The following is a 21,119-nucleotide window of genomic DNA, read 5'->3' on the forward strand; positions in this document are numbered from 1 at the left end:
GCGGCGAGAGGCGGCCCGGCGTCGCGGGAATCAGTGCCCCCGCTTGAGCAGGGCGTCGGACAGGTCGGCGGCGGCGTCCTTGAGACGCCGCCCGATGCCGTCGAGGCGGCGCAGCAACTCCCGGCGGCCGGGCGTGTCGACGCGCACCTCCTCGCGAAGCAGTGCGGCTATGGCTTCCTGGTACGTGCGACGCACCCGCCCGGCGGCCTTGCGGGCGGCCATGGCGCCCTGGTGTACCCGAGCAGGGGTGCCCGTCAGTTCGCCGACCGCCTTGCGCAGGGCGACCAGGCCCTCGTGCACCGCCCGCAGGGCAGGCAGGTCGTCCGGGTTTCCGGGCAGGCCGAAGAGATCGGTCTCCCGGACCAGGTCCCGCAGGCCGTCGAGGACGTCGTCGACGGACCGGGAGAAGCGGTAGAGGTCCTCACGGTCGATCGGCGTGGTCAGTGTCGCGGACAGCTCCGCGACGAGCGCGGCGCGCCGTTCGTCGCCCTCGTGTTCCACACCGGCCATACGCTCGCGCGCCTCGGCCGGAGAGACACGCCCCGCGGCGAGGTCCGCCGCGAGGTCCACACCTCTGATGGTCGCGTCCAATTGTGCGGTCAGCAGGCCGATGGTTGTGCGGTGCGTGCGTCCGGTGAGATCGCCTATGACGCGGCGCACGGTCGCGCTCACCATGAGGTGGCTCCCTTGAGGATCAGGCCGGCCAGTGCGCCGGCGACGAAACCCGCCGGCAGTGTGACCAGCCAGACGGTCAGTAGTGGAAGGGTGTACTGCCAGCGCACTCGTCGGCTGCCCTCGCTGACGCCCGTGCCGACGAGTCCGCCGGCGACCGACTGCGTCATGCTGACAGGCATGCCGAAGCCGGCGGTGGACAACACCGCTGCGGACGAGGCGAATTCGGCCGACATCACTTGCCAGGGCCGGGTGGTGAGCAGCCGACTGGTCGCTCCGCGAGCCACTCTGCGCGCACCCGTCATGGCGCCCGTCGCGAACACCGCGGCCACCATGGCGTCGCCGACCTGCCATGGCTGGGGCATGAGTACGTCTCCGGCGAAGGCCACGGCCACCACCGCGAACATCTTCTGTGCGTCGTTGGCCGCGTAGGCCAGGCATTGGCAGCCGAAGGCCGTCAGTTGCAAAACGCTCACGATGCGCGGCATGCCGTGCAGGGAGGGCAGCAGATGCATCGCACGGCCGATGAACCAGCCGGCTCCCGTTCCCACCAGGGGCGCGACAGTGCCGACGGCCAGCACCATGCCCAGGCTGCCCCACGCCGGACGGATGCCGAGGGAGACATCGGCTCCGGCCAGTGCTCCGAGGACGGCCAAGGTCAGAGAGGTGGGCACGCCGCGCCAGGCCAGCAGCAGGACCAGCAGGACCGAGGCGCCGGCGCCCGCGAGGAAGACCAGCCGCGCGGCGTCGGGCGGCCCTTGGCCGAGGTGGCCGGTGAACGTGCGGGCGACGGTGAGTCCGAAGAGGTCCGGCCCCAGTCCGACGGCCAGTACGAGCAGCGTGAGGAGCAGTCCCGCCGAGCGGCCGCGGTGCCGTACGGCGAGCTCCAGCAGAGCGCCTCCGTCGTTGGCACCGCAGATGAAGACGAAGGCGACAGCGGTGACGCACAGGGCGATGGTGACGGTCACGTGGGAGCCTTTCTCACGGCTGGGACCAGGTGCGGCCGGTGTGCGGCCGCTACGGAAAGGGGAGGGCGGCGGACAGCCGCCCTCCCGGTGCCGTTCGGTCAGCGCACGCCGGCGGCGCGCAGTACGTCGGACAGGTCGACGAGCTTGTAGTTGGTGTCGGTGCGGTCGCCGTCGTCACCGGACGCCGGGGCGTTGTAGCCGTCCTGCGCGACGAACAGGCCGTTCGGGAAGGCCGTGCCGAGCGCCCGGCCCGTGGCGGCGATGCCGTCCGTCTCCTCCGAGCCGTCGGCGACCGCGCCCGGGGCCACCCGGAAGGAGCCGGTCCACTCGTCGTCGTCCGAGGTGTCGTAGACGGAGTAGGTGTAGTCGCCCTGGCTGGAGACGATCAGGTACTGGTGGCCGGAGGGGCCGCGGACCAGGGTGACTCCTTCGGTGTCCGCGGTGATGTGCTCGCCGCCGTATCCCGGATCGCTGCCCGCCACGCACTCGTCGGTCTCCGGGTCGTAGACCGCCGGTATCCCGAACTGGCGCGTCCGGTCGACCAGCTCCGGCTCGTCGTCGAGGTCGGCGTCCACCTTCCAGACGCCGACGTCCTCCTGGCCGATGTAGACCTCCTCCTCGTCGGCGTCCACCGCGAGCCCTTCGATCTGCGGACCGTCGCCCGGGTCCTGGCACGGGCTCCAGGTGCCGCCCGGCGTGCGGAAGGTGCTCGGCAGGGTGAGCGTGCGCACCTTCTTGTAGGTGACGGTGCCGGACCCGGTGACACGTACCTCGAACAGCGCCAGGTCAGGGGCGTGGCGGCGACTGGCGAGCACGTACGAGCGGCCGCTGTCCTGGTCCCGCCACACCGCGGTGCCGTACGCCGTGTACTGGTCGTCGACCTCCGCCTCGGTGGCGGCGAAGGCGCGCGGGACGGCGGTGTCGGTGACATCGGTCAGCGGTGTGCCCGGCCGTGAGCCGTCGATCCGGTAGAAGCGGATGCGGTCGCGCCCGCGGTCGGTGACGACGGCGACGTCCGAGCGCTTGCCGTCGGGAAACCGCACGCCGGTGAGCACGTCCACGTTGTTGAACCGGCCGGGTGCGGAATCGGTCCCGGGCGCGGCCGGGGCCGGCAGGGACTGCACCAGTGAGCCGTCGAGGCGGTAGACGTCCAGACCTCCCTCCTTGGCGGTTCCCAGGACCAGACTGGAGCCGGGGCGTGCGGAGTTGTACCAGATCGCGGGGTCGTCGGCGTTGGAGTTGCCGCCGGCGTCGTCGTCGAAGAGGGCCCGGGTCTCGGCCTTGGCGTACACGGGCGCGACGGAGTGGTTGCCCGGGAGCGGCGGCGTCGACGCGGTGGCGGTGGCGGCGGTCAGGCCGGTCGCGAGCACGGCGAGACCGGCGGCCAGGCGGGTGCGTCTGTGCATGGTTCCTCCTTGACGGAAGTGAGTCACCTCATCGGTGAGAACGGACCTTACATAAGAATGTGCTGACAAATAAAGGGGTGCGCCGCGACCTCTCCCGACAGATGGCGGATGACCTGCTGATTGCGGAGGGGTGAACATTATGTGTGCGGGTTTCATCCTGATGTCTTGACATAGTGCTTCGGGCAGGTCGAAGCTGTCCGGCATCAGGTCGCCGAGCGGTGCTCGTTGGCCTCGGACCACGCCAATCGAGCCCGGTTCTCCGGGACACCGCGAGAGGTCAACCCATGCCCAGCTTTGCACTCGGAGCCGCCCCCCGTTCCGGCGGCCGTCGTCGGCGCATCGCCGTATCGCTCGTCCTCGCAGGCGCGCTCGGCGCCGCAGCGGCCTGCGCGCCGTCCACGGGTCCCACGGGCACCGGAGCCGCGACCGACTCCGCGTCCGGCGCCAAGCCGCAGATCGACTCCGACTTCGACCTGGAGGCACTCGTCGCCGAGGCGAAGAAGGAGGGCAGCGTCACGGTCTACGACAGCACCGGTGACATCACCGAGACCGCTGCCGCCTTCACCGCCAAGTACGGCATCAAGGCCACAGGGGTCAAAAGCAAGGTCGGCGACACCCTGGAGAAGATGACCAGAGAGAACCAGGCCGGCAACGTCACCATCGACGCCACCTTCTACGAGGACGGGCCCTCGCTCGTCGGCCAGTTGCTGGCGCAGAAGGTCGTCTACACCTGGATACCCGGCAGCCTCGTCAAGGACATCCCCCCCTCCCGGCAGAGCCCCTTGCAGGTGCTGTCCAAGGGGAACATGTGGATCTACAACCCCAAGCTCTTCCCCAAGGGGTGCCCCGTGAAGAACATCTGGGACCTGGCCGACCCCGCCTGGAAGGGCAAGGTCGCCATGCAGGACCCCCTGGGCAAGCCCAACATCGTCGAGTTCTTCAACCAGTTGAAGGCCGGCGGGGAAGCCGGGCTGCGGCAGGCGTACAAGACGAAGTACAGGAAGGAACTGGCCTCCGGTGACTCGGCGGCGGAGGCATGGGTCAAGGGGCTGGCCAAGAACGGCCCGATCCTGACGTCCTCGGACGACGATGCCACCGCCGCGGTCGCCTCACCGAACCAGACCAAGGACCGGGTCGCCCTGGTGTCCAACGCGAAGTTCCGTGACGTGAAGGAGAAGAGCTACAGCATGAGGGTCTGTGCCGAGATGCAGCCCTGGTCCGGTTACCAGTACCCGAAGTACGCGGCCGTCGCCACGAAGACCAAGCACCCCGCCGCGGCGAAACTGTTCGTGTACTTCATGCTCACGCAGCAAGGCGTGGACACCCAGCTGGGCAACGGCGGCCTCCCGGGCAACCCGGCGTTGAAACAGGGCACGTTCCTGCCCGACGGGCTGACCGACTGGAACAAGCAGCTCTTCGTCTTCGACCCGTCCAAGCTCAAGAGCGACTTCGACAACCTGCAGCCGATGCAGGACCTTTGGCGCCTCAACCACGGCTGACCGATCGCCGGCGCGTCCGCCCGGACCCCGCCGGCACGCATACGGACACGGACACATTACGGAGAACCGCGTATGGCCGCCGCAACCCGTTCACCCGATACCGCCCCACCCGAAGCCGACGGACCGGCGGGAACCCGGCTCAGCCGGCTGCGCTACCGGCTGAGTGTCCTACGGCACGAGCCGACGCACCTCCTGGGCATCCTGCTCGTCATCGCGCTTCTCTACCTGGTGCTGGCACCACTGGTGGCGGTGCTCTCCGACTCCGCCCAGGTGCAGCACGGGGACGAGGGCCAGGCCCGTCAGGATCCCGGCAGCTTCACCAGCTACTACTTCTGGCGGGTCTTCCGTTCGCCGGTTGCCAGGATCCTGTTCTGGGAGCCGCTGCTGCATACCGTCGTGGTCGCGCTCGGGGTCACTGTCGTGGCCGTGGTCCTCGGCGGATCCATGGCCTGGCTGCTGACCCGCACCAACGTAATGGGACGCAAGTGGCTGTCCACCGCGCTGGTCGTGCCGTACATGCTGCCGTCCTGGACCTTCGCGCTGGCCTGGCTGGCACTGTTCAAGAACGACTCCTCCGGCGGCCAGATCGGCATCCTGGAGTCCTGGGGCGTCCACACACCGAACTGGCTGGCATACGGCCAGGTGCCGATCATCCTCTGCCTGGGTCTGCACTACTACCCGTTCGTCCTCCTGCTGTTCGGCAACGCCCTGCGCCGCATCGACAGCCAGCTGGAGGACTCCGCCCGCATCCTGGGCGCAGGCCGCCGTACGGTCGCGGGCCGGATCACCCTCCCGCTGATGCTTCCGTCGCTGTCGTCCTCGGTCCTGCTGGTCTTCGGCCGCATCCTCGGTACCTTCGGCACCCCCTACATCCTGGGCCTGCCCGTCGACTACAGCCTGCTGTCCACCTCGCTGTTCCGCGCGGTCAACAGCCACCAGCGTGGCGTCACCGCCGTGCTGACCGCGGTCATCGTAGTGGTCGGGGTCCTGGTGATCCTCGTCGACACCCGGCTCGCCAGGGAACAGAAGCGATTCATCACGGTGGGCGGCAAGGGCGCCATGGACCGCGTCTCCGACCTCGGACGCTGGCGCCGGCCCGCACTCGGTGCGGCGCTGGCCGTGTTCACCGCGGGCGTCATCCTCCCGGTGGCCACCCTCGCCCTGTCCACCGTCAGCAAGACCCCCGGCGTCTTCCGCGCCGACAACTTCACCCTCAAGTACTGGGTCGGCAGCGATCTGCCCGGAGCCCCCGGCTTCCCGCACGGTGTGCTGCGGGGCAGTCAACTCTACGAAGCCGCGTGGAACAGCCTGCGCATCGTCGGCCTCGCCGCCCTCATCTGCGGCGTGGTGGGACTGCTCGTCGGCTACGTCGTGGTCCGCGCCGGCAGCAGCAGGACCGGCTCGCTCCTGAGGCAGATCAGCTTCCTGCCGTACATGGTGCCGGGCATCGCCTTCGCCGCGGCCTTCCTCTCACTGTTCGCCGTACGCCGCGGACCGGTTCCCGCCCTGTACGGCTCGGTCAGCCTGCTCGTACTCGTCCTGGCCGTCACCCACCTGCCCTATGCCTCGCGGTCGGGCATCAGCGCGATGACGCAGCTCGGCCGGGAACCGGAGGAGGCCGCGCAGATATCAGGGGCCGGCTGGTTCACCCGGCTGCGCAAGATCATCATTCCGATCCAGCGCGGCGCTCTGACCACCGGCGTCATCCTGCCGTTCATCTCCGGCCTGAAGGAACTGAGCATCGTCATCATGCTCACCACCACCGGCACCCAGTTGCTGACCACGCTGTCGATCAACCTGGTCGACTACGCCTACGACCAGATGGCCAACGCGGTGGTGCTCGTCATCGCTCTGGTCTCCTTCCTGGCCACCTACCTCACCCAACGCCTGACCAAGACCAACCTGTCGTCCGGACTCGGAGGCTGAAGACGTCATGCCGACCATCACGCTCTCGGCGGTGCGCAAGAGCTACGGCTCCGGACCGCCCGCGGTCGACAACCTCGACCTGGAGATACCCGACGGCTCGTTCACCTGCCTGCTGGGCCCTTCCGGGTGCGGGAAGACCACCACCCTGCGCATGATCTCCGGACTCGAACCGCTCAACGCCGGCACCATCACCGTCGGCGACCGGATCATGGACTCCACCGTCGACGGCGTCTTCGTCCCGCCGGAGAAGCGCGGCATGGGCCTCGTGTTCCAGAACTACGCGCTCTGGCCGCACCTGACGGTCGCCAAGAACGTCGAGTTCGGCCTGCGGGTCCGCAAGGTCAAACCGGCCGAACGGGCCGAACGCGCGGCCGTTGCGCTGAAGATGATGCAGATCGAATGGGCTGCCGACCGCTACCCCGCCCAGCTCTCCGGCGGTCAGCAGCAGCGCGTCTCCCTGGCCCGCATGCTCGCCGTCAACCCGAACGTACTGCTGCTGGACGAACCGTTGTCCAACCTCGACGCGCAGTTGCGTCTGGACATGCGGGCCGAACTCAAGCGCATCCACGACGAGACCGGCCACACCATCGTCTTCGTCACGCACGACCAGCTCGAAGCCATGACCATGGCCACCCACGTCGTGGTGATGAACAAGGGACACGTCCAGCAGATGGCCCCGCCCATGGAGGTCTACGCCCGGCCGGCCAACACCTTCGTGGCCCGCTTCGTCGGCAGCCCTCCGATGAACCTCTTCGAGGTCGGCGACGACGCGTTCACCGAGACGGCCCGCGACCAGGTCCTGGCGGCACGCCCCGACCTCACCGACCGGCTGACCACCATCGGCGCGCGCCCCGAGAACCTGCGGCTGCTCGACGAGGGCGACCAGCCACCCGCGGGCACCTACGTCTTCGAAGCGACCATCAAGACCGCCCTGCCCACCGGCTCCAGCTGGACCGTACTGGTCACCGCGGGAGACACCGAGCTGTATTTCGTCTCGTACACCGACGTACACGCCGCCCCGGGGGCGACCGTGCGCTGCGCCGTCCGCACGAGCGACCTGCACCTGTTCGACGCGTCGGGAGACAGGCTGCCCGACGAGGCCGCCGACGCCGCACTCACCGAGGAGAACACCGCCACATGGGCCAGCTGACCCGCCCCACCGCCCTCCTGCTCGACTTCGGCGGGGTGGTCGTGGCGACGACCAACCGGCCCACCTGGGCCAACGAACTCGCCACCGAGTTGCACACCGCGCTGAGCGCGGCAGGCTGCCGCGAACTGAGCATCGAGCACATCGAGGCCGATCTCAAGGCGGGTTCCACGGCCGACTCGCACTGGAAGAACGCGATGAGCCGGCCGGCGGCGCCCGAGGAGTTGACCCACCAGCGCTTCTGGCGCGACTTCGTCGCCGCGGACTGGCCGGCCGCGGCGCAGGCCTGGGTGACCGCGCACGCCGATCCGCTGTGCCACCGCCTCGGCGAACTCAAGCAGGACCGCACCACCCGCCAGGGCATGTCCGAGCTCCTCGACACCTGCGACGACCTCGGCATCGCCGTCGCTATCGTCTCCAACGCACTCTCCGGATCCGTGCACCGCGCGTACATGGCCGAGCACGGCCTCGACGAGCGGGTGGCGGTGCAGGTCTACAGCGACGAAGTCGCCGTCCGCAAACCCAACCCGGAGATGATCCACATCGCCGCACGGGCCCTGGACACCGACCCGGCCGGCTGCTGGTACGTCGGTGACAACTACGACCGCGACGTCCTGTGCGGCAGGCGAGCCGGAGCCGGCGCCACCGTCCTGATGGAAGCTCGCACCACCTACGACCGGCCCTACATCGTTCAGGCAGAACCCGACGCCGTCGTCGGCGACCCGGACGAACTGCGCGGACTGCTCCTCGGGGCATCGGCCCCGCGTACTCAGTGAGCACCGCCGGCCCGGCAGCCCGGCATCACCTGTGGGCTGCCGGGCCGGCGGTCCTCCGCGCACATTTCCCGACCACCCGAACCACCCGATGGGAGACCCCGTGACGACGCTCCGCCCCCCGCGGGCGCTGCTGCTGGACCACGGCGGTGTGCTGATGCGGTCCGTCAAGCGCCCCGAGCGCATGGCTGACTTCGCCGCCCGCGTGCACGCCCTGACCGGCCCTTCATCAGGTCTCGACCGCGCCGCCGTGCTGGCCGACATCACCGCCGGCAGGGCCGCGTACCGAGCCTGGAAGAACGGGCTTGTCCGCAACCCCGAGCCCCGCGAGATCAGGCACCGCGAACTCTGGGAGGACTTCATCGCCGCGGACTGGCCACCCGCAGCCCGCGCTCTCGTCGGTGCGGAGGCGACTTCGCTATGCCGCGAACTGGTCCTCGCCGAGAGCGACAAGACGGTGGCCCCGGGCATGCTCGAGACGCTGCGGCTCGCCCGCCGCCACGGTGTGCGCACCGGCATCGTCTCCAACACCCTCGTCGGCGCGCTCAACCGGGATCTGGCCCGGCGCTTCGGCACCGGCCCCCTGCTCGACGTGCAGGTGTACTCCGACGAGACGGGGCGGCGCAAACCCGACCCCGAGATGATCCTCCTGGCCGCCCGCGCCCTGTCGGTCGTCCCCGCCGACTGCTGGTACGTCGGCGACAACTATGACCGCGACGTGGTGTGCGGGAAGCGCGCGGGGGCCGGGGTGACGATCCTCATGCGCCCCGCCGACCGTCGCGACCCGCAAAGCCGCCCCCGGCCCGACGCCGAGGTCGCCGACGGAACGGAACTGCTGGACCTGCTGCGTACCGCACTCACCCGCCACACCGCACACACCCCCGGGCAGGAGGCCGCGGCATGAACGAACTGGACGAGCTCTCCGTACGGCTGCGCGAGGTTGCCACCGAGGCGGCGCTGGCCGTCGGTCCCGACCTCGTGGCGGCCTTCCGAAGCGCCATGGACGTCGACTTCAAACGCGACGAGCACGACCCCGTCACCGTGCACGACAAGCGCGCCGAAGAGCGCATCCGTGACCTGCTGGTCAAGCGGGTGCCCGACAGCACGGTCGTGGGGGAGGAAGGCGGCCGTCAGGACGGCAGCGGCCGCATCGCCTGGTACGTCGACCCCATCGACGGGACCGCCAATTTCGCGCGAGGTCTCGCCTTCTTCTGCACGTCCGTCGGCGTCACGGTCGACGGCGAACCCGTGGCGGGCGCGATCGTTGATCCGGTCGCCGGACACGTCTTCACCGCCGACGCCACCGGCGCCTGCCTCAACGCCGAGCCGCTGCGCCCCGCCGGAGTGCGCGAAGAGGCCCGCGGGCTGCTCATCACCGGCTTCCCCACCACCCGGGAGCTGGCGTGGAACGACCCGGAGACGCTGCCCAGGTTCGGTGAACTCGTCACCCGCTACGGAACCGTACGCCGTACGGGGAGCGCCGCGCTGACCCTCGCCCACGTCGCGGCCGGCTGGTGTGACGCGGCCCTGGGCACCTCCGTCAACGCCTGGGACATCTGCGCCGCCCGGATGCTGGTCCGGCGTTCCGGCGGCGTGTACGAGTCCTTCGCCGGTGACGGGGGCTGGGACCAGCCCGGGTATCTCGCACACGGGGCGAACCTCGAACCGCACGCCGCGCGTGAGTTCGTGGAGTGGTACCTGAGCCGGCTGCCCGCGAGGAGTGCCTCATGACGATGCCGGAGGCACCCCTTGCCCGCGAGGAGTGCCTCATGATGATGCCGGAGGCACCCCCGCACTACGCGTGGATCGTCACCGACCTGGACGGCACGCTGGTCGGCCGTGACCTGCGGATCGTGCCCCGCAGTGCCGAGGCCCTGCGGCGCTACCAGGACATGGGCGGCACCGTGGTCATCGCCACCGGCCGCAACGAGGTCTCGGCGGGCCGCTACCACCAGGAACTGGGCCTGAGCACACCGCTGATCGTCTACAACGGCGCACGCGTCGTCGATCCGCTGTCCGGAACACGGCTGCTCGACCTGAACCTGGGGGTCTCGTGGGACGCCCTGCGCGATGATCTGCTCCGTGAACTCCCCGACGGCGTAGGAGCGGTGGCCTTCGCCGGCGAGGACGCCCACATCCTGCGGGCAGCGCCCTCGCTGGCGGCCTACGCCGGACGCGACCGGATCGAACTGCGCGAGGACGCCGTGCCGCAGGCACCGACGAAGGTGATGCTGATCGCCGACCGGCCGGGCCTCGGTCCACTGGCCCGGCTGACGGCCCGGCACTGCCCGGCCGCCCGCCTCCTGCAGTCGGAGGACACCTATCTGGAGATCCTGCCGGGTGCCGCGGGCAAGGAGGTGGCGGTGCGCCGGCTCGCCGAGCGGGCGGGCGTGCCGATGGAGCGCGTCGCGGCCATCGGCGACAACCCCAACGACACCGCCATGGTGCGCGCCGCCGGCCTGGGCGCGGCAGTCGGCGACGGGCACAAGGAAGTCCGCGCCGCCGCGGACATCGTGGTGGGCCCGTGCGGGCTGGGCGCGGTCGCTGACCTCGTCGAGCACGTCATCCAGGGCGCCGGACGGTGATCGTCACCGTCCTCGGCTCCTCGGGGTCGGTGCCCGGGCCAAACAACCCCTGCTCCGGGTACCTGGTGGAGCACGGCGGTCACCGGCTGCTGCTCGATCTCGGTACGGGAGCCTTCGGCACGCTGCTGACGTATGCCCGGCCGGACCAGGTCGACACCGTCGTCGTCACCCACCGGCACGGCGACCACTCGGCGGACCTGGCGGCGCTGGCGTACGCCCAGGAGAAGCTGGCGCCGCGTGCCGAGCCGACCCGGGTGATCGCCCCGGCCGGCACACGGGCGGGCGCGAGCCGTACGTCGCCGTTGGCCTTCGAGGACTCCCGTCCGGGCGAGCTGGATCGCGGGCCGTTCAGACTCCGTCTGGTGCCTGTACGCCACTCGGTGGAGACGTACGCCGTGCGGGTCGAGACCGGCGGGGGATCGCTGACGTACACCGGTGACTCGGGGCCCTGCCGCGCGCTCCTGGACCTGGCCCTCGACACCGGACTGCTGCTGGCGGAGGCGGCACTGGGACCCGGCGACGCGCCCGGTGCGGCACGCGGCCGCTGGGACGACGACGCCGCCGGTCCCCCTCCGCACCATCTCACCGCCCGGCAGACCGGGGAGCTGGCGGCCGCCGCCGGAACCGGCCTGCTCGCGGTGACCCATCTGCGCCCGTGGGAGGACGCCGGACGCTCGTTGGCCGCGGCGGCGGCCCGGTTCGGTGGCCCGGTGCTGCTGGCCCGGCCCGGCCTGCGGCTGGCTCCCGGCCGCTCCGCACGCGCGCCGAACCCGAAGGAGGAGACATGAGACGGGGCGAGAGGCTGTCGACCGCGATCCTTGTGGTCCGCGAGGCGGCGGTGCGATCGGCGCTCGGGGCGATGGCCCGGTGAACCACGACGGGACATCACTCGCCCACTTGGCGGTGGCCTTCGCTCTGTGTGCCGTCATCGGTCTGGAGCGCGAGTACCGCCAGAAGTCGGCCGGCCTGCGCACCCATGTGCTGGTCGGCCTCGGATCGGCGCTGTTCATGCTGGTTTCGAAGTACGGCTTCGCCGACATGCTGGGACTGCCCGGCGTGGCACTGGACCCTTCACGCGTCGCCGCGCAGATCGTATCCGGTATCGGGTTCATCGGCGGTGGACTGATATTCGTGCGCAGGGACGCGGTGCGTGGTCTGACGACGGCGGCCAGCGTGTGGCTGGCGGCGTCGATCGGCGCGGCCGCGGGCGCGGGGCTGTTGCTGCTGGCAGCCGCTGTGACGGCGGCCTACCTCCTGGTCACGTTCGCGTTCCCGGTGATCGCACGGCAGTTGCCCCGCTCGCCCACGGAGTCGGTGCTGCTGCGCGTCAGTTACCTGGATGGACGCGGACTGCTGCGCGACATCGTCCGGGAGTGTACGGGCGCGGGATTCCACGTGGCCGGCCTGCGGACGGCCGGCTGCCCGGCGGCGGAGGCGGCCCCCGCCCAGGTGGGTGTCCTGCTCGAGTTGTCCGGGAACGGGGTGTACGACGAGCTGGTGCCTCGCCTCTCCGACCGGGAGGGGATAACCGAGGTGACTCTGTTGCAGGATGAGGTCGACTGAAGGACTCCGCGCACGCAAGGCCGTGTTGCTTGTTGCTGCCCCTTCCGGCGGCAGCTGGGCACCCGGGCATGAGCAATTCTTCAGTCAGTATGTAAGGACAATAGGTTGACAGGTCGCTACATGACGGAGCAAGCTCGGTCACGAGAGCCGGACACATGCCCGGCACACCCACCACGGAGAGAGAAGAGGACGGCATGCCGATCAGCCTGGCCCACGCCGTACACACCGCCGAAGGAGGCAGGCCGTGACCGCACCCCTCACCCAGCGCATCGCGGGAGCACCCATCTCCTGGGGCGTCTGTGAGGTCCCGGGCTGGGGCCACCAGCTCGGCACCGACCTGGTCCTGCGGCAGATGCGCGAGGCCGGACTCGCCGCCACCGAGTTCGGACCGGACGGCTTTCTCCCCGACGCCCCCGCGGCCAAGGCCGAGACACTCGCCTCGCACGGCCTGCGCGCCGTCGGCCAGTTCGTGCCGGTCGTCCTCCACGACCCGGACCACGACCCGCTCCCCGAGGTCGAGACCGCGCTGACCGCTCTCCTGGCGGCCGACGCCCGCACCGTCGTCATCGCGGCGGCGACCGGCTCCGACGGCTACGACGACCGGCCCGCACTCGACGCCGCGGGGTGGTCCGTCCTCCTCGCCAACCTCGACCGGATCTCCGTCGCCGCAACCGACGCAGGCGTCCTCGCGACCCTCCACCCCCATGTGGGCACGATGGTCGAATCGGGCGACGAGACCCAGCGGGTCCTCGACGGATCGGGCATCGGGCTGTGCCTGGACACCGGCCACCTGCTCATCGGCGGCGGCGACCCCCGGGACCTCGCCGCCCGGCTGCCCGGCCGCATCGCTCATGTCCATCTCAAGGACGTACGCCTCGACCTCGCCGACAACGTACGGGCCGGGCGCATGACGTACACCCAGGCGGTCGCCGAGGGCATGTACGTTCCCCTGGGCGCCGGCGACATCGACATCGCGGAAATCGTCCGCCTGCTGGAGGCGGACGGATACGCCGGATGGTACGTGCTCGAACAGGACACCATCCTGCGCGCCGCACCCGGTGAGGACGGTGGAGCCGATCCCCTCGACGACGTCCGCGCCTCGGTCGCCCACCTTCGTTCCCTCGCCGGCGACGACACCGTGGTGGGCTGACCATGGCTCACGAGTTCCTCGCCATCGGACGGGCCGGCGTCGACATCTATCCGCTCGACCACGGCGTCGGCCTTGAACAGGTGAGCACGTTCGAGAAGTTTCTCGGCGGAAGCGCCATGAACGTCGCCGTCGCCGCGGCCCGCCACGGCCGCGACGCCGCCCTGATAACCCGGGTGGGCCGTGACCCCTTCGGCCGGTACGTCCAACAGGAGGCCGCCCGCCTCGGCGTGAACACCGCCTTCATCACACCCCTCACCGCGCCGGACGGACCGCCCACCCCGGTCACCTTCTGCGAAGTCTTCCCGCCCGACGACTTCCCGCTCTACTTCTACCGGTACGGCGCGGCCCCTGACCTCATGATCGATCCCGGCACACTGCCCCTGGAGGACGTCCGCGAAGCGGCGGTGTTCTGGGCCACCGTCACCGGCCTGTCGGCGGAGCCCAGCCGTGCCGCGCACTTCGCCGCCTGGCGAACCCGCGGCCGGCGCACCCGCACGGTCCTGGACCTCGACTACCGCCCCATGTTCTGGGCCGGAACCGAGGAGGCCCGCCACCAGGTCGACCGTGCCCTCGAGCACGTCACCGTCGCCGTCGGCAATAGGGAGGAATGCGAAGTCGCCGTGGGGGAGACGGACCCGCAGCGGGCGGCGGACGCCCTGCTGGAACGCGGCCTCGACCTCGCCGTCGTCAAGATGGGGCCGGCCGGTGTCCTGGCCGCCACCCCGGACGAACGGGTGAGCGTCGCACCGTTCCCCGTCGAGGTCGTCAACGGGCTCGGCGCGGGTGACGCGTTCGGAGGCGGGCTCGTCCACGGCCTGCTCAGCGGCTGGGACCTGCGCCGCGTCATCGAGTTCGCCAATGCCGCGGGCGCCATCGTCGCCTCCCACCTGGCCTGTTCCACCGCCATGCCGACCACGGCCGAGGTAGAGGCGGTCCTCGCGTCCCGGTCGCCGGCCCATGCCGAAGGGATCGCCTGATGGATGCCGCACAACTGACCGAGATCCGGGCCCGCGAGCCCGGCCGTATCGCACGGTCCTGGCAGAAGCGCTCCCGCCGGCCGCTGACCGGCGAGGACGGCCGCCTGCTCATCGTCGCGGCCGACCATCCCGCCCGCGGAGCCCTGGGCGCGGGTGGCGACGAGGCGGCCATGGCGAGCCGCAGCACGCTGCTCGACCGCCTGGCCACCGCTTTGTCCCGCCCCGGGGTGGACGGCGTGCTGGGCACCCCGGACCTCCTCGACGACCTGCTGCTGATGGGCGCCCTGGAGGACCGGGTCGCCATCGGTTCGATGAACCGCGGCGGACTCCAGGGCGCGTCCTTCGAATTCGACGACCGATTCACCGCCTACACCGCCGAGGCGATCGCCGGCCACGGGCTCGAGGGCGGCAAGACACTCACCCGGATCTGTCTCGACGACCCCGGCACCGCGGCCACCCTCGAAGCGACCGCCGCCGCCGTCACCGGCCTGGCCGACCACAGCCTCATGGCCATGGTCGAACCCTTCCTCACCGTCCGCGAGGAAGGCCGCGCGCGCAACCTCCTCGACCCCGACAGCGTCATGAAGTCGATCCACATCGCCAGCGGACTCGGCGCGTCCAGCGCCTACACCTGGCTCAAACTGCCGGTCGTCGACGAACTCGAGCGCGTCCTGGACGCGACCACCCTGCCCACCCTGCTGCTCGGCGGTGACCCGCAAGGCGATCCGCACGACACCTACGCCTCCTGGGCGAAGGCGATGTCGCTGCCGGCGACGCGAGGACTGGTCGTCGGACGCACCCTGCTCTACCCGCCCGACGGCGACGTCGCAGCCGCCGTCGACGTCGCGGCCGGGATCGTGCACGGGAGCGGCACATGAGTGACAACAGCCGATGGGTGCGCCCCCTGGGGACGTCCGCCGCCACGGGATGGCAGACCGCCGTCACCGCCGACGGCCAGGACTGGCGGCACACCAGCCTCCATGTGACGACCCTGGCCCCCGGCGAGAGCCGGGCGGTGGACGCGGGGGACTGGGAGCACGTCGTCGTGCCGCTGTCGGGCAGTGCTCAGGTCACCGCGGTGACCGCCGACGCACGTACCCACGTGGCGGAACTCTCCGGCCGCCCCGATGTGTTCGCCGGCCCCACCGACACCGTGTACGTGCCCGCGCGGTCGCGGATCACCCTCCGGGCCTCTGCCGGACCGGTCCGGCTCGCTCTTGCAGGGGCGCGCGTGGCGGGGGACACCCGTCAGGGCTCGCCCGGCGGTTACGCCTTCCGGCACCTGGCCGCGGCCGAGGTACCGGTCGAACGGCGCGGGGCCGGCAACGCCTCCCGGCAGGTACGTAACTTCGCCAGCCCCGAGGTGCTCGGCGCGGACGCCCTCATCGCCTGCGAGGTCATCACACCAGCCGGTAACTGGAGTTCCTGGCCGCCGCACAAACATGACACCGCACTCCCGGGGGAGGAGAGCATGCTGGAGGAGATCTACTACTTCGAGACGGAACCCACGAACGCCCGCTGCACCGACCCCGTCGGCTACCAGCGCGTCTACACCTCCGACACCGATCGGCCCATAGACGTACTCGCCGAAGTCCGCTCCGGCGACGTCGTCCTGGTGCCCCACGGGTGGCACGGTCCCGCGATGGCCGCGCCGGACGCCCATCTGTACTACCTCAACGTCATGGCCGGTCCCGGCCCCGAGCGCGCCTGGCTCATCAGCGACGACCCCGCCCACGCCTGGGTCCGCGAGACATGGCCGGAGCTGCCCTTCGACGCACGACCGGCGCCCCACCGGGCCGCCGGAGCAACCCGGCCCGCACGCCGCACACCAGGAGGCGCCGCATGAACACCGCACCGTCCGCAACCGTGCGGCTCACCGTGTCGCAGGCGACCGTCAGGTTCCTCGCCGCCCAGTGGTCCGAGCGCGACGAACAGCGCAGACCGCTGTTCGCGGGCGTCCTCGGCATCTTCGGCCACGGCAACGTCGCGGGCATCGGCCAAGCACTCCTCGAACACGAGCACGAAGCGGAAGGGCGCCCCGACCTTCCCTACATCCTGGCCCGCAACGAACAGGCCATGGTGCACACCGCCGTCGCCTATGCCCGGCAGAAGGACCGCTTGCAGACCTGGGCCTGCACCGCGTCGATCGGCCCGGGATCCACGAACATGCTCACAGGCGCGGCACTGGCCACCATCAACCGCCTCCCCGTCCTGCTGCTGCCCGCCGATACGTTCGCCACCCGCCCCAGCGCCCCCGTGCTCCAGGAACTCGAGCATCCCTGCGCGGCAGACATCTCCGTCAACGACGCCTTCAGGCCCCTGTCACGGTTCTTCGACCGGGTCACCCGCCCCGAGCAACTTCCCTCGGCCCTCATGGGAGCCATGCGGGTGCTCACCGACCCCGCGGAGACCGGTGCGGTGACGATCGCGCTGCCCCAGGACGTCCAGGCCGAGGGATACGACTGGCCCGCCGAACTGTTCCACGACCGCACCTGGCACGTGGCCCGCCCACCGGCCGAACCCACCCGCCTCACGGCCGCCGCCGACCTCGTACGACAGGCCCGGTGCCCGCTCATCGTGGCGGGGGGCGGCGTACACCACTCCGCGGCGGAGGAGGCGCTCACCGCGCTGGCCGAGAAGACCGGCATCCCGGTCGGCGAGACCCAGGCGGGCAAGGGATCGCTGCCCCACGGCCATCCGCAGCAGATGGGCGGCATCGGCTCCACCGGCACGACCGCGGCGAACGCCCTCGCCCGGGACGCGGACCTCGTCATCGGCGTGGGAACCCGCTGGGCCGACTTCACAACCGCCTCGCGGACCGCCTTCCAGCACGAGAACGTCCGCTTCATCAACATCAACGTCACCGGCTTCGACGCCGGCAAGCACGCCGGCCTCTCGGTCGTCGCCGACGCCCGTGAGGCGCTGACCGCCCTCACCGACGTACTGGGCGGACACCGTGTCGACTCCGCTTACGAGAAGCGGCAGGACGAGTTGTGGCACAGCTGGAACGAGCAGGTCGAGGCCGCGTACAACCCGCCGCCCGAGGTGACCGAACGGCTCCCCGACGGCGTCCTCACCCAGGCCACCGTGCTCGGCTGCGTCAACGAACTGAGCGACCCGCGCGACGTCGTCCTGTGCGCGGCCGGCTCCATGCCCGGTGACCTGCACAAGCTGTGGCGCGTGCGCGACCGCAAGGGGTATCACGTCGAGTACGGCTACTCCTGCATGGGCTACGAGATCCCCGCCGCACTCGGAGTCCGGCTCGCCGACGACACCCGGGACGTCTTCGCCATGGTCGGCGACGGCGGGTACCTCATGATGCCGACCGAACTGGCCACCGCCGTCCAGGAGCGGCTCAAGATCGTCGTCGTCCTCGTCCAGAACAACGGCTTCCACTCGATCGGCTCCCTGTCGGAATCGCTCGGCTCCCAGCGTTTCGGCACCCGCTACCGCTACCGCTCGGCCGACGGACGCCTGGACGGCCCGAACCTCCCCACCGACCTCGCCGGCAACGCCCGCAGCCTCGGTGCCCACGTCGTCGAGGTGCGTTCCCGCAGCGAATTGGCGGCAGCCGTCGCACAGGCCAAGACGTGGCCGGCGGACGGCGGCCCCTTCGTCATCCACGTCGAGACCGACCCGCACGTCTTCGCGCCGGACAGCGAGAGCTGGTGGGACGTCCCCGTCAGCGCGGTCTCCCGGCTCGGCTCGACGCAGGAGGCCCACGCTTCCTACACGGCCCACAAGAAGGCCCAGCGGCCCCTGCTCGCCCCCGCGGCCGACGCGGAGCGGAACGGCCCGCCCGCAGCGCGTGCCGGGAACCAGTCCTGACCACATCGCAGAAGGAGCTCGCCGTGAGCCTGCCGCAACGGATCACCCACTTCATCGACGGCCGTCTCTGGGACGGACCCGCCGGACGCACCAACCCGGTCCACAATCCCGCCACCGGAGAGCACACCGGGACCGTGGACCTGGCTTCGGCCGAACTCGTCGACGCCGCCGTCGCCTCCGCGAAGACGGCCTGGCGGGACTGGCGCACGCAGTCCCTCGCCAAGCGGGTGCACGTGCTCTTCGCCTTCCGGGAACTGCTCAACGCGCACAAGCGGGAAATCGCCTCCCTGATCACCGCCGAGCACGGCAAGGTGCTGATGGACGCCCTCGGAGAGGTCACCAGGGGCCTTGAGGTCGCCGAGTTCGCCTGCGGAATTCCGCAGCTGCTCAAGGGGGACTACTCCGAGAACGCGTCGACCCGGGTGGACGTCCACTCCGTCCGGCAGAGCCTCGGCGTCGTCGCGGTGATCTCGCCCTTCAACTTCCCCGCCATGGTGCCCATGTGGTTCGTCCCCATCGCCCTGGCCTGCGGCAACGCGGTGGTGCTCAAGCCCAGCGAGAAGGACCCCAGCGCCGCCCTCGCCCTGGCCGCCCTGTGGAAGGAAGCCGGTCTGCCCGACGGCCTGTTCCAGGTCGTCAACGGCGACAAGAAGGCCGTAGACGCGCTCCTCCACCACGACGATGTAAAGGCCGTGTCCTTCGTCGGCTCGACACCCATCGCAAGGTACGTGTACGAGCAGGCGACCGCCCGTGGCAAGCGGGTCCAGGCCCTGGGCGGCGCGAAGAACCACATGCTGGTGCTGCCGGACGCCGACCTCGACCTCGCTGCGGACGCCGCCATCAACGCCGGCTTCGGCTCGGCCGGCGAACGGTGCATGGCGATTTCCGTGCTCGTCGCCGTCGAACCGGTTGCCGACGCGCTCGTGACACGGATCGTCGAACGGATGCGCCGCCTGCGTACCGGCGACGGAACCCGCGACTGCGACATGGGTCCCCTGGTCACCCGGGAGCACCGGGACAAGGTCGCCTCCTACCTCGACGCCGGCGTCAAAGCCGGTGCCACCCTGCTCGTCGACGGCCGCGAAGGCGCGATCGACGCAGACGGGGACGGCTTCTTCCTGGCTCCGACACTCTTCGACCACGTCAGTGCCGACATGTCCCTCTACACCGACGAGATCTTCGGCCCCGTCCTCTCGGTGGTCCGTGTGCCCTCCTACGATGACGGCCTGGCCCTCATCAACACCAACCCGTACGGCAACGGCACCGCGATCTACACCAATGACGGCGGGGCGGCCCGGCGCTTCCAGAACGAGGTCGAGGTCGGCATGGTCGGCATCAACGTGCCGATCCCCGTGCCCGTCTCCTACTTCTCCTTCGGCGGCTGGAAGAACAGCCTGTTCGGAGACACCCACGCGCACGGCACCGAGGGGGTCCACTTCTTCACCCGGGGCAAGGTCGTCACCTCCCGGTGGGCCGACCCCAGCCACGGCGGCATCGATCTCGGCTTCCCCCAGAACGGGTGAACGGCCCCGGCGCGGAGGTCCGCGCCTGCTGGAGGATCGCCCCTCGCCGTGCCGGCCCGGCAGACTACTGACCGGTACTCATCACAGAGTGCCGTCCCGGCCCCTTGCCTGCCCAGCCACCTCAGTCCGTTTACGCCCAGTGGCCGGCAGCGATCTCCCGGCTCACCGTCGACCACATCGAGGAGAGGGACGGAACCATCCGCATCCGCCTTGACACCGTCCCCGTCGAGCTCCCCGCGCCCGTCGCTGCACTGGCCCCCCGGCAGGCCGGGACTCGGCGCAGCCATGCCGTCCTCGGCTGGACAGACTCGTCTGGCTCTTTCCCGGCGGCCAGCCCGGCCGCCCGATAAGTGCCTGGGCCAGGGGCGAACGACTCCGCAAACTCGGCATCCGGCTCGCAAAAGCCCGCTCGACCGCGTTGTTGCAACTCGCTGGCGGACGGGATGTCGCGCGGACCGAGGAACAGGTGCGCGACGCGGTAGAGAGCCTGGTCCAGGAGGCGGTGACGTGGTCGCGGGATGGTCGCTTCGGGCCGCGCGTGTCGTTGATCGGATAAGTGGGACCAGGCGGGGTAGAACGTGTGCGGTTCCTGCTGCCAGGGGCCGGAGCGCGCCAGGACGTCCGGGCGGTGTTCCCAGGTATGAGCGAAGGATCAACAGCATGGCCAGCGGCACTGTGAAGTGGTTCAACTCCGAAAAGGGCTTCGGCTTCATCGCGCAGGACGGTGGAGGTGCGGACGTCTTCGCGCACTACTCCGAGATCCAGGGCAACGGCTACCGCGAGTTGACGGAAGGCGAGCACGTCACCTTCGACATCGGGCAGGGCCAGAAGGGCCCGCAGGCGCAGAACATCGTCCGCGGCTGACCGAGCGAAGCCACGGCCCTGGGGGGTGGCTGCCGGGCCGGCAGCCGCATTCCGCGTCGCCCTGCCAACAACCATGCGGTGCCCTGCCCGGGAGCCGCTCCCCTTTCTAGACACGGCGGCGGCCCGGTTGCGGCCGCCGAAGGCACTGCCCGCCGGTGAGACGGCGCCCGGGCGACTCGCTGTCATTTCGGTAACGCAGTTTCGGATCGGCGGTCGGGAAGAAGCGCCCGCACCTCGG

19 protein-coding genes are annotated in these 21,119 nt (G+C 70.5%); 16 read left to right on the forward strand and 3 right to left on the reverse strand.

Going from position 1 to position 21,119, the window contains the following annotated elements:
- Positions 1 to 30 precede the first annotated feature (30 nt).
- The 3 genes from BLW14_RS31935 to BLW14_RS31945 form a co-directional block, all read right to left on the reverse strand.
- Positions 31 to 675: a DUF47 domain-containing protein gene (locus BLW14_RS31935; protein WP_093710529.1), complete on the reverse strand. Its 645-nt coding sequence runs from the start codon at positions 673 to 675 to the stop codon at positions 31 to 33.
- Positions 669 to 1,640, reverse strand: coding sequence for an inorganic phosphate transporter (locus BLW14_RS31940; RefSeq protein WP_093710530.1), 972 nt, complete (start codon positions 1,638 to 1,640; stop codon positions 669 to 671). Before BLW14_RS31940 ends, BLW14_RS31935 begins: the two co-directional genes overlap by 7 nt.
- A 98-nt stretch (positions 1,641 to 1,738) precedes the next feature.
- Positions 1,739 to 3,046, reverse strand: coding sequence for a phytase (locus tag BLW14_RS31945; protein ID WP_093710531.1), 1,308 nt, complete (start codon positions 3,044 to 3,046; stop codon positions 1,739 to 1,741).
- 284 nt (positions 3,047 to 3,330) lie between these two features.
- On the opposite strand from BLW14_RS31945, the gene BLW14_RS31950 reads away from it, so the two are divergent.
- From BLW14_RS31950 to BLW14_RS32025, 16 genes are all read left to right on the forward strand, one after another.
- Positions 3,331 to 4,545, forward strand: a complete 1,215-nt coding sequence (locus tag BLW14_RS31950; protein ID WP_093710532.1) for an ABC transporter substrate-binding protein — start codon at positions 3,331 to 3,333, stop codon at positions 4,543 to 4,545.
- A gap of 72 nt (positions 4,546 to 4,617) precedes the next feature.
- Positions 4,618 to 6,471: an ABC transporter permease gene (locus tag BLW14_RS31955; protein ID WP_093710533.1), complete on the forward strand. Its 1,854-nt coding sequence runs from the start codon at positions 4,618 to 4,620 to the stop codon at positions 6,469 to 6,471.
- 7 nt (positions 6,472 to 6,478) lie between these two features.
- Complete coding sequence (locus tag BLW14_RS31960; protein ID WP_093710534.1) at positions 6,479 to 7,621, forward strand: ABC transporter ATP-binding protein; 1,143 nt, start codon at positions 6,479 to 6,481, stop codon at positions 7,619 to 7,621.
- Positions 7,609 to 8,394 carry an HAD-IA family hydrolase gene (locus tag BLW14_RS31965; protein ID WP_093710535.1) on the forward strand — a complete coding sequence of 262 codons (786 nt, stop codon included), beginning with the start codon at positions 7,609 to 7,611 and terminating at the stop codon, positions 8,392 to 8,394. Before BLW14_RS31960 ends, BLW14_RS31965 begins: the two co-directional genes overlap by 13 nt.
- Positions 8,395 to 8,494: 100 nt before the next feature.
- Positions 8,495 to 9,295, forward strand: a complete 801-nt coding sequence (locus tag BLW14_RS31970) for an HAD family hydrolase (RefSeq protein WP_177154174.1) — start codon at positions 8,495 to 8,497, stop codon at positions 9,293 to 9,295.
- Complete coding sequence (locus BLW14_RS31975) at positions 9,292 to 10,122, forward strand: inositol monophosphatase family protein (protein ID WP_093710537.1); 831 nt, start codon at positions 9,292 to 9,294, stop codon at positions 10,120 to 10,122. The genes BLW14_RS31970 and BLW14_RS31975 overlap by 4 nt, the downstream gene beginning before the upstream one ends.
- Positions 10,119 to 10,976 carry an HAD hydrolase family protein gene (locus BLW14_RS31980; protein ID WP_256332954.1) on the forward strand — a complete coding sequence of 286 codons (858 nt, stop codon included), beginning with the start codon at positions 10,119 to 10,121 and terminating at the stop codon, positions 10,974 to 10,976. Before BLW14_RS31975 ends, BLW14_RS31980 begins: the two co-directional genes overlap by 4 nt.
- On the forward strand, positions 10,973 to 11,764 hold the full coding sequence (locus BLW14_RS31985; protein ID WP_093710538.1) for an MBL fold metallo-hydrolase: 792 nt from the start codon (positions 10,973 to 10,975) through the stop codon (positions 11,762 to 11,764). Before BLW14_RS31980 ends, BLW14_RS31985 begins: the two co-directional genes overlap by 4 nt.
- A 79-nt stretch (positions 11,765 to 11,843) precedes the next feature.
- On the forward strand, positions 11,844 to 12,539 hold the full coding sequence (locus BLW14_RS31990; protein ID WP_093710539.1) for an MgtC/SapB family protein: 696 nt from the start codon (positions 11,844 to 11,846) through the stop codon (positions 12,537 to 12,539).
- A gap of 244 nt (positions 12,540 to 12,783) precedes the next feature.
- Positions 12,784 to 13,689 carry a TIM barrel protein gene (locus tag BLW14_RS31995; RefSeq protein WP_093710540.1) on the forward strand — a complete coding sequence of 302 codons (906 nt, stop codon included), beginning with the start codon at positions 12,784 to 12,786 and terminating at the stop codon, positions 13,687 to 13,689.
- Between the two features lie 2 nt (positions 13,690 to 13,691).
- Positions 13,692 to 14,666 carry a 5-dehydro-2-deoxygluconokinase gene (iolC, locus tag BLW14_RS32000; protein ID WP_093710541.1) on the forward strand — a complete coding sequence of 325 codons (975 nt, stop codon included), beginning with the start codon at positions 13,692 to 13,694 and terminating at the stop codon, positions 14,664 to 14,666.
- Entirely contained in the window at positions 14,666 to 15,544 is an 879-nt protein-coding gene (locus tag BLW14_RS32005) for a Cgl0159 family (beta/alpha)8-fold protein (protein ID WP_093710542.1), read from the forward strand. The genes iolC and BLW14_RS32005 overlap by 1 nt, the downstream gene beginning before the upstream one ends.
- Positions 15,541 to 16,512: a 5-deoxy-glucuronate isomerase gene (gene iolB, locus BLW14_RS32010; protein ID WP_093710543.1), complete on the forward strand. Its 972-nt coding sequence runs from the start codon at positions 15,541 to 15,543 to the stop codon at positions 16,510 to 16,512. The genes BLW14_RS32005 and iolB overlap by 4 nt, the downstream gene beginning before the upstream one ends.
- The gene (iolD, locus tag BLW14_RS32015; RefSeq protein ID WP_093710544.1) at positions 16,509 to 18,494 is read left to right on the forward strand and encodes a 3D-(3,5/4)-trihydroxycyclohexane-1,2-dione acylhydrolase (decyclizing); all 1,986 of its coding nucleotides are present in this window, start codon (positions 16,509 to 16,511) and stop codon (positions 18,492 to 18,494) included. Before iolB ends, iolD begins: the two co-directional genes overlap by 4 nt.
- Before the next feature lie 29 nt (positions 18,495 to 18,523).
- Positions 18,524 to 20,017: a CoA-acylating methylmalonate-semialdehyde dehydrogenase gene (locus tag BLW14_RS32020; RefSeq protein WP_093710928.1), complete on the forward strand. Its 1,494-nt coding sequence runs from the start codon at positions 18,524 to 18,526 to the stop codon at positions 20,015 to 20,017.
- Between the two features lie 660 nt (positions 20,018 to 20,677).
- Entirely contained in the window at positions 20,678 to 20,881 is a 204-nt protein-coding gene (locus BLW14_RS32025; RefSeq protein ID WP_093710545.1) for a cold-shock protein, read from the forward strand.
- Positions 20,882 to 21,119: the final 238 nt, after the last annotated feature.

The organism is Streptomyces sp. 2131.1, assembly GCF_900105515.1.
GTDB classification, from domain to species: domain Bacteria; phylum Actinomycetota; class Actinomycetes; order Streptomycetales; family Streptomycetaceae; genus Streptomyces; species Streptomyces drozdowiczii.

What these genes read in the sequence shown, in the direction of transcription:
- BLW14_RS31950 (WP_093710532.1), top strand. Translation starts at nt 3,331, where the DNA reads ATGCCCAGCTTTGCACTCGGAGCCGCCCCCCGTTCCGGCGGCCGTCGT.
- BLW14_RS31935 (WP_093710529.1), bottom strand. Translation starts at nt 675, where the DNA reads ATGGTGAGCGCGACCGTGCGCCGCGTCATAGGCGATCTCACCGGACGC.
- BLW14_RS31965 (WP_093710535.1), top strand. Translation starts at nt 7,609, where the DNA reads ATGGGCCAGCTGACCCGCCCCACCGCCCTCCTGCTCGACTTCGGCGGG.
- iolB (WP_093710543.1), top strand. Translation starts at nt 15,541, where the DNA reads ATGAGTGACAACAGCCGATGGGTGCGCCCCCTGGGGACGTCCGCCGCC.
- iolD (WP_093710544.1), top strand. Translation starts at nt 16,509, where the DNA reads ATGAACACCGCACCGTCCGCAACCGTGCGGCTCACCGTGTCGCAGGCG.
- BLW14_RS32005 (WP_093710542.1), top strand. Translation starts at nt 14,666, where the DNA reads ATGGATGCCGCACAACTGACCGAGATCCGGGCCCGCGAGCCCGGCCGT.
- BLW14_RS31975 (WP_093710537.1), top strand. Translation starts at nt 9,292, where the DNA reads ATGAACGAACTGGACGAGCTCTCCGTACGGCTGCGCGAGGTTGCCACC.
- BLW14_RS31960 (WP_093710534.1), top strand. Translation starts at nt 6,479, where the DNA reads ATGCCGACCATCACGCTCTCGGCGGTGCGCAAGAGCTACGGCTCCGGA.
- iolC (WP_093710541.1), top strand. Translation starts at nt 13,692, where the DNA reads ATGGCTCACGAGTTCCTCGCCATCGGACGGGCCGGCGTCGACATCTAT.
- BLW14_RS31955 (WP_093710533.1), top strand. Translation starts at nt 4,618, where the DNA reads ATGGCCGCCGCAACCCGTTCACCCGATACCGCCCCACCCGAAGCCGAC.
- BLW14_RS31945 (WP_093710531.1), bottom strand. Translation starts at nt 3,046, where the DNA reads ATGCACAGACGCACCCGCCTGGCCGCCGGTCTCGCCGTGCTCGCGACC.
- BLW14_RS31980 (WP_256332954.1), top strand. Translation starts at nt 10,119, where the DNA reads ATGACGATGCCGGAGGCACCCCTTGCCCGCGAGGAGTGCCTCATGATG.
- BLW14_RS32025 (WP_093710545.1), top strand. Translation starts at nt 20,678, where the DNA reads ATGGCCAGCGGCACTGTGAAGTGGTTCAACTCCGAAAAGGGCTTCGGC.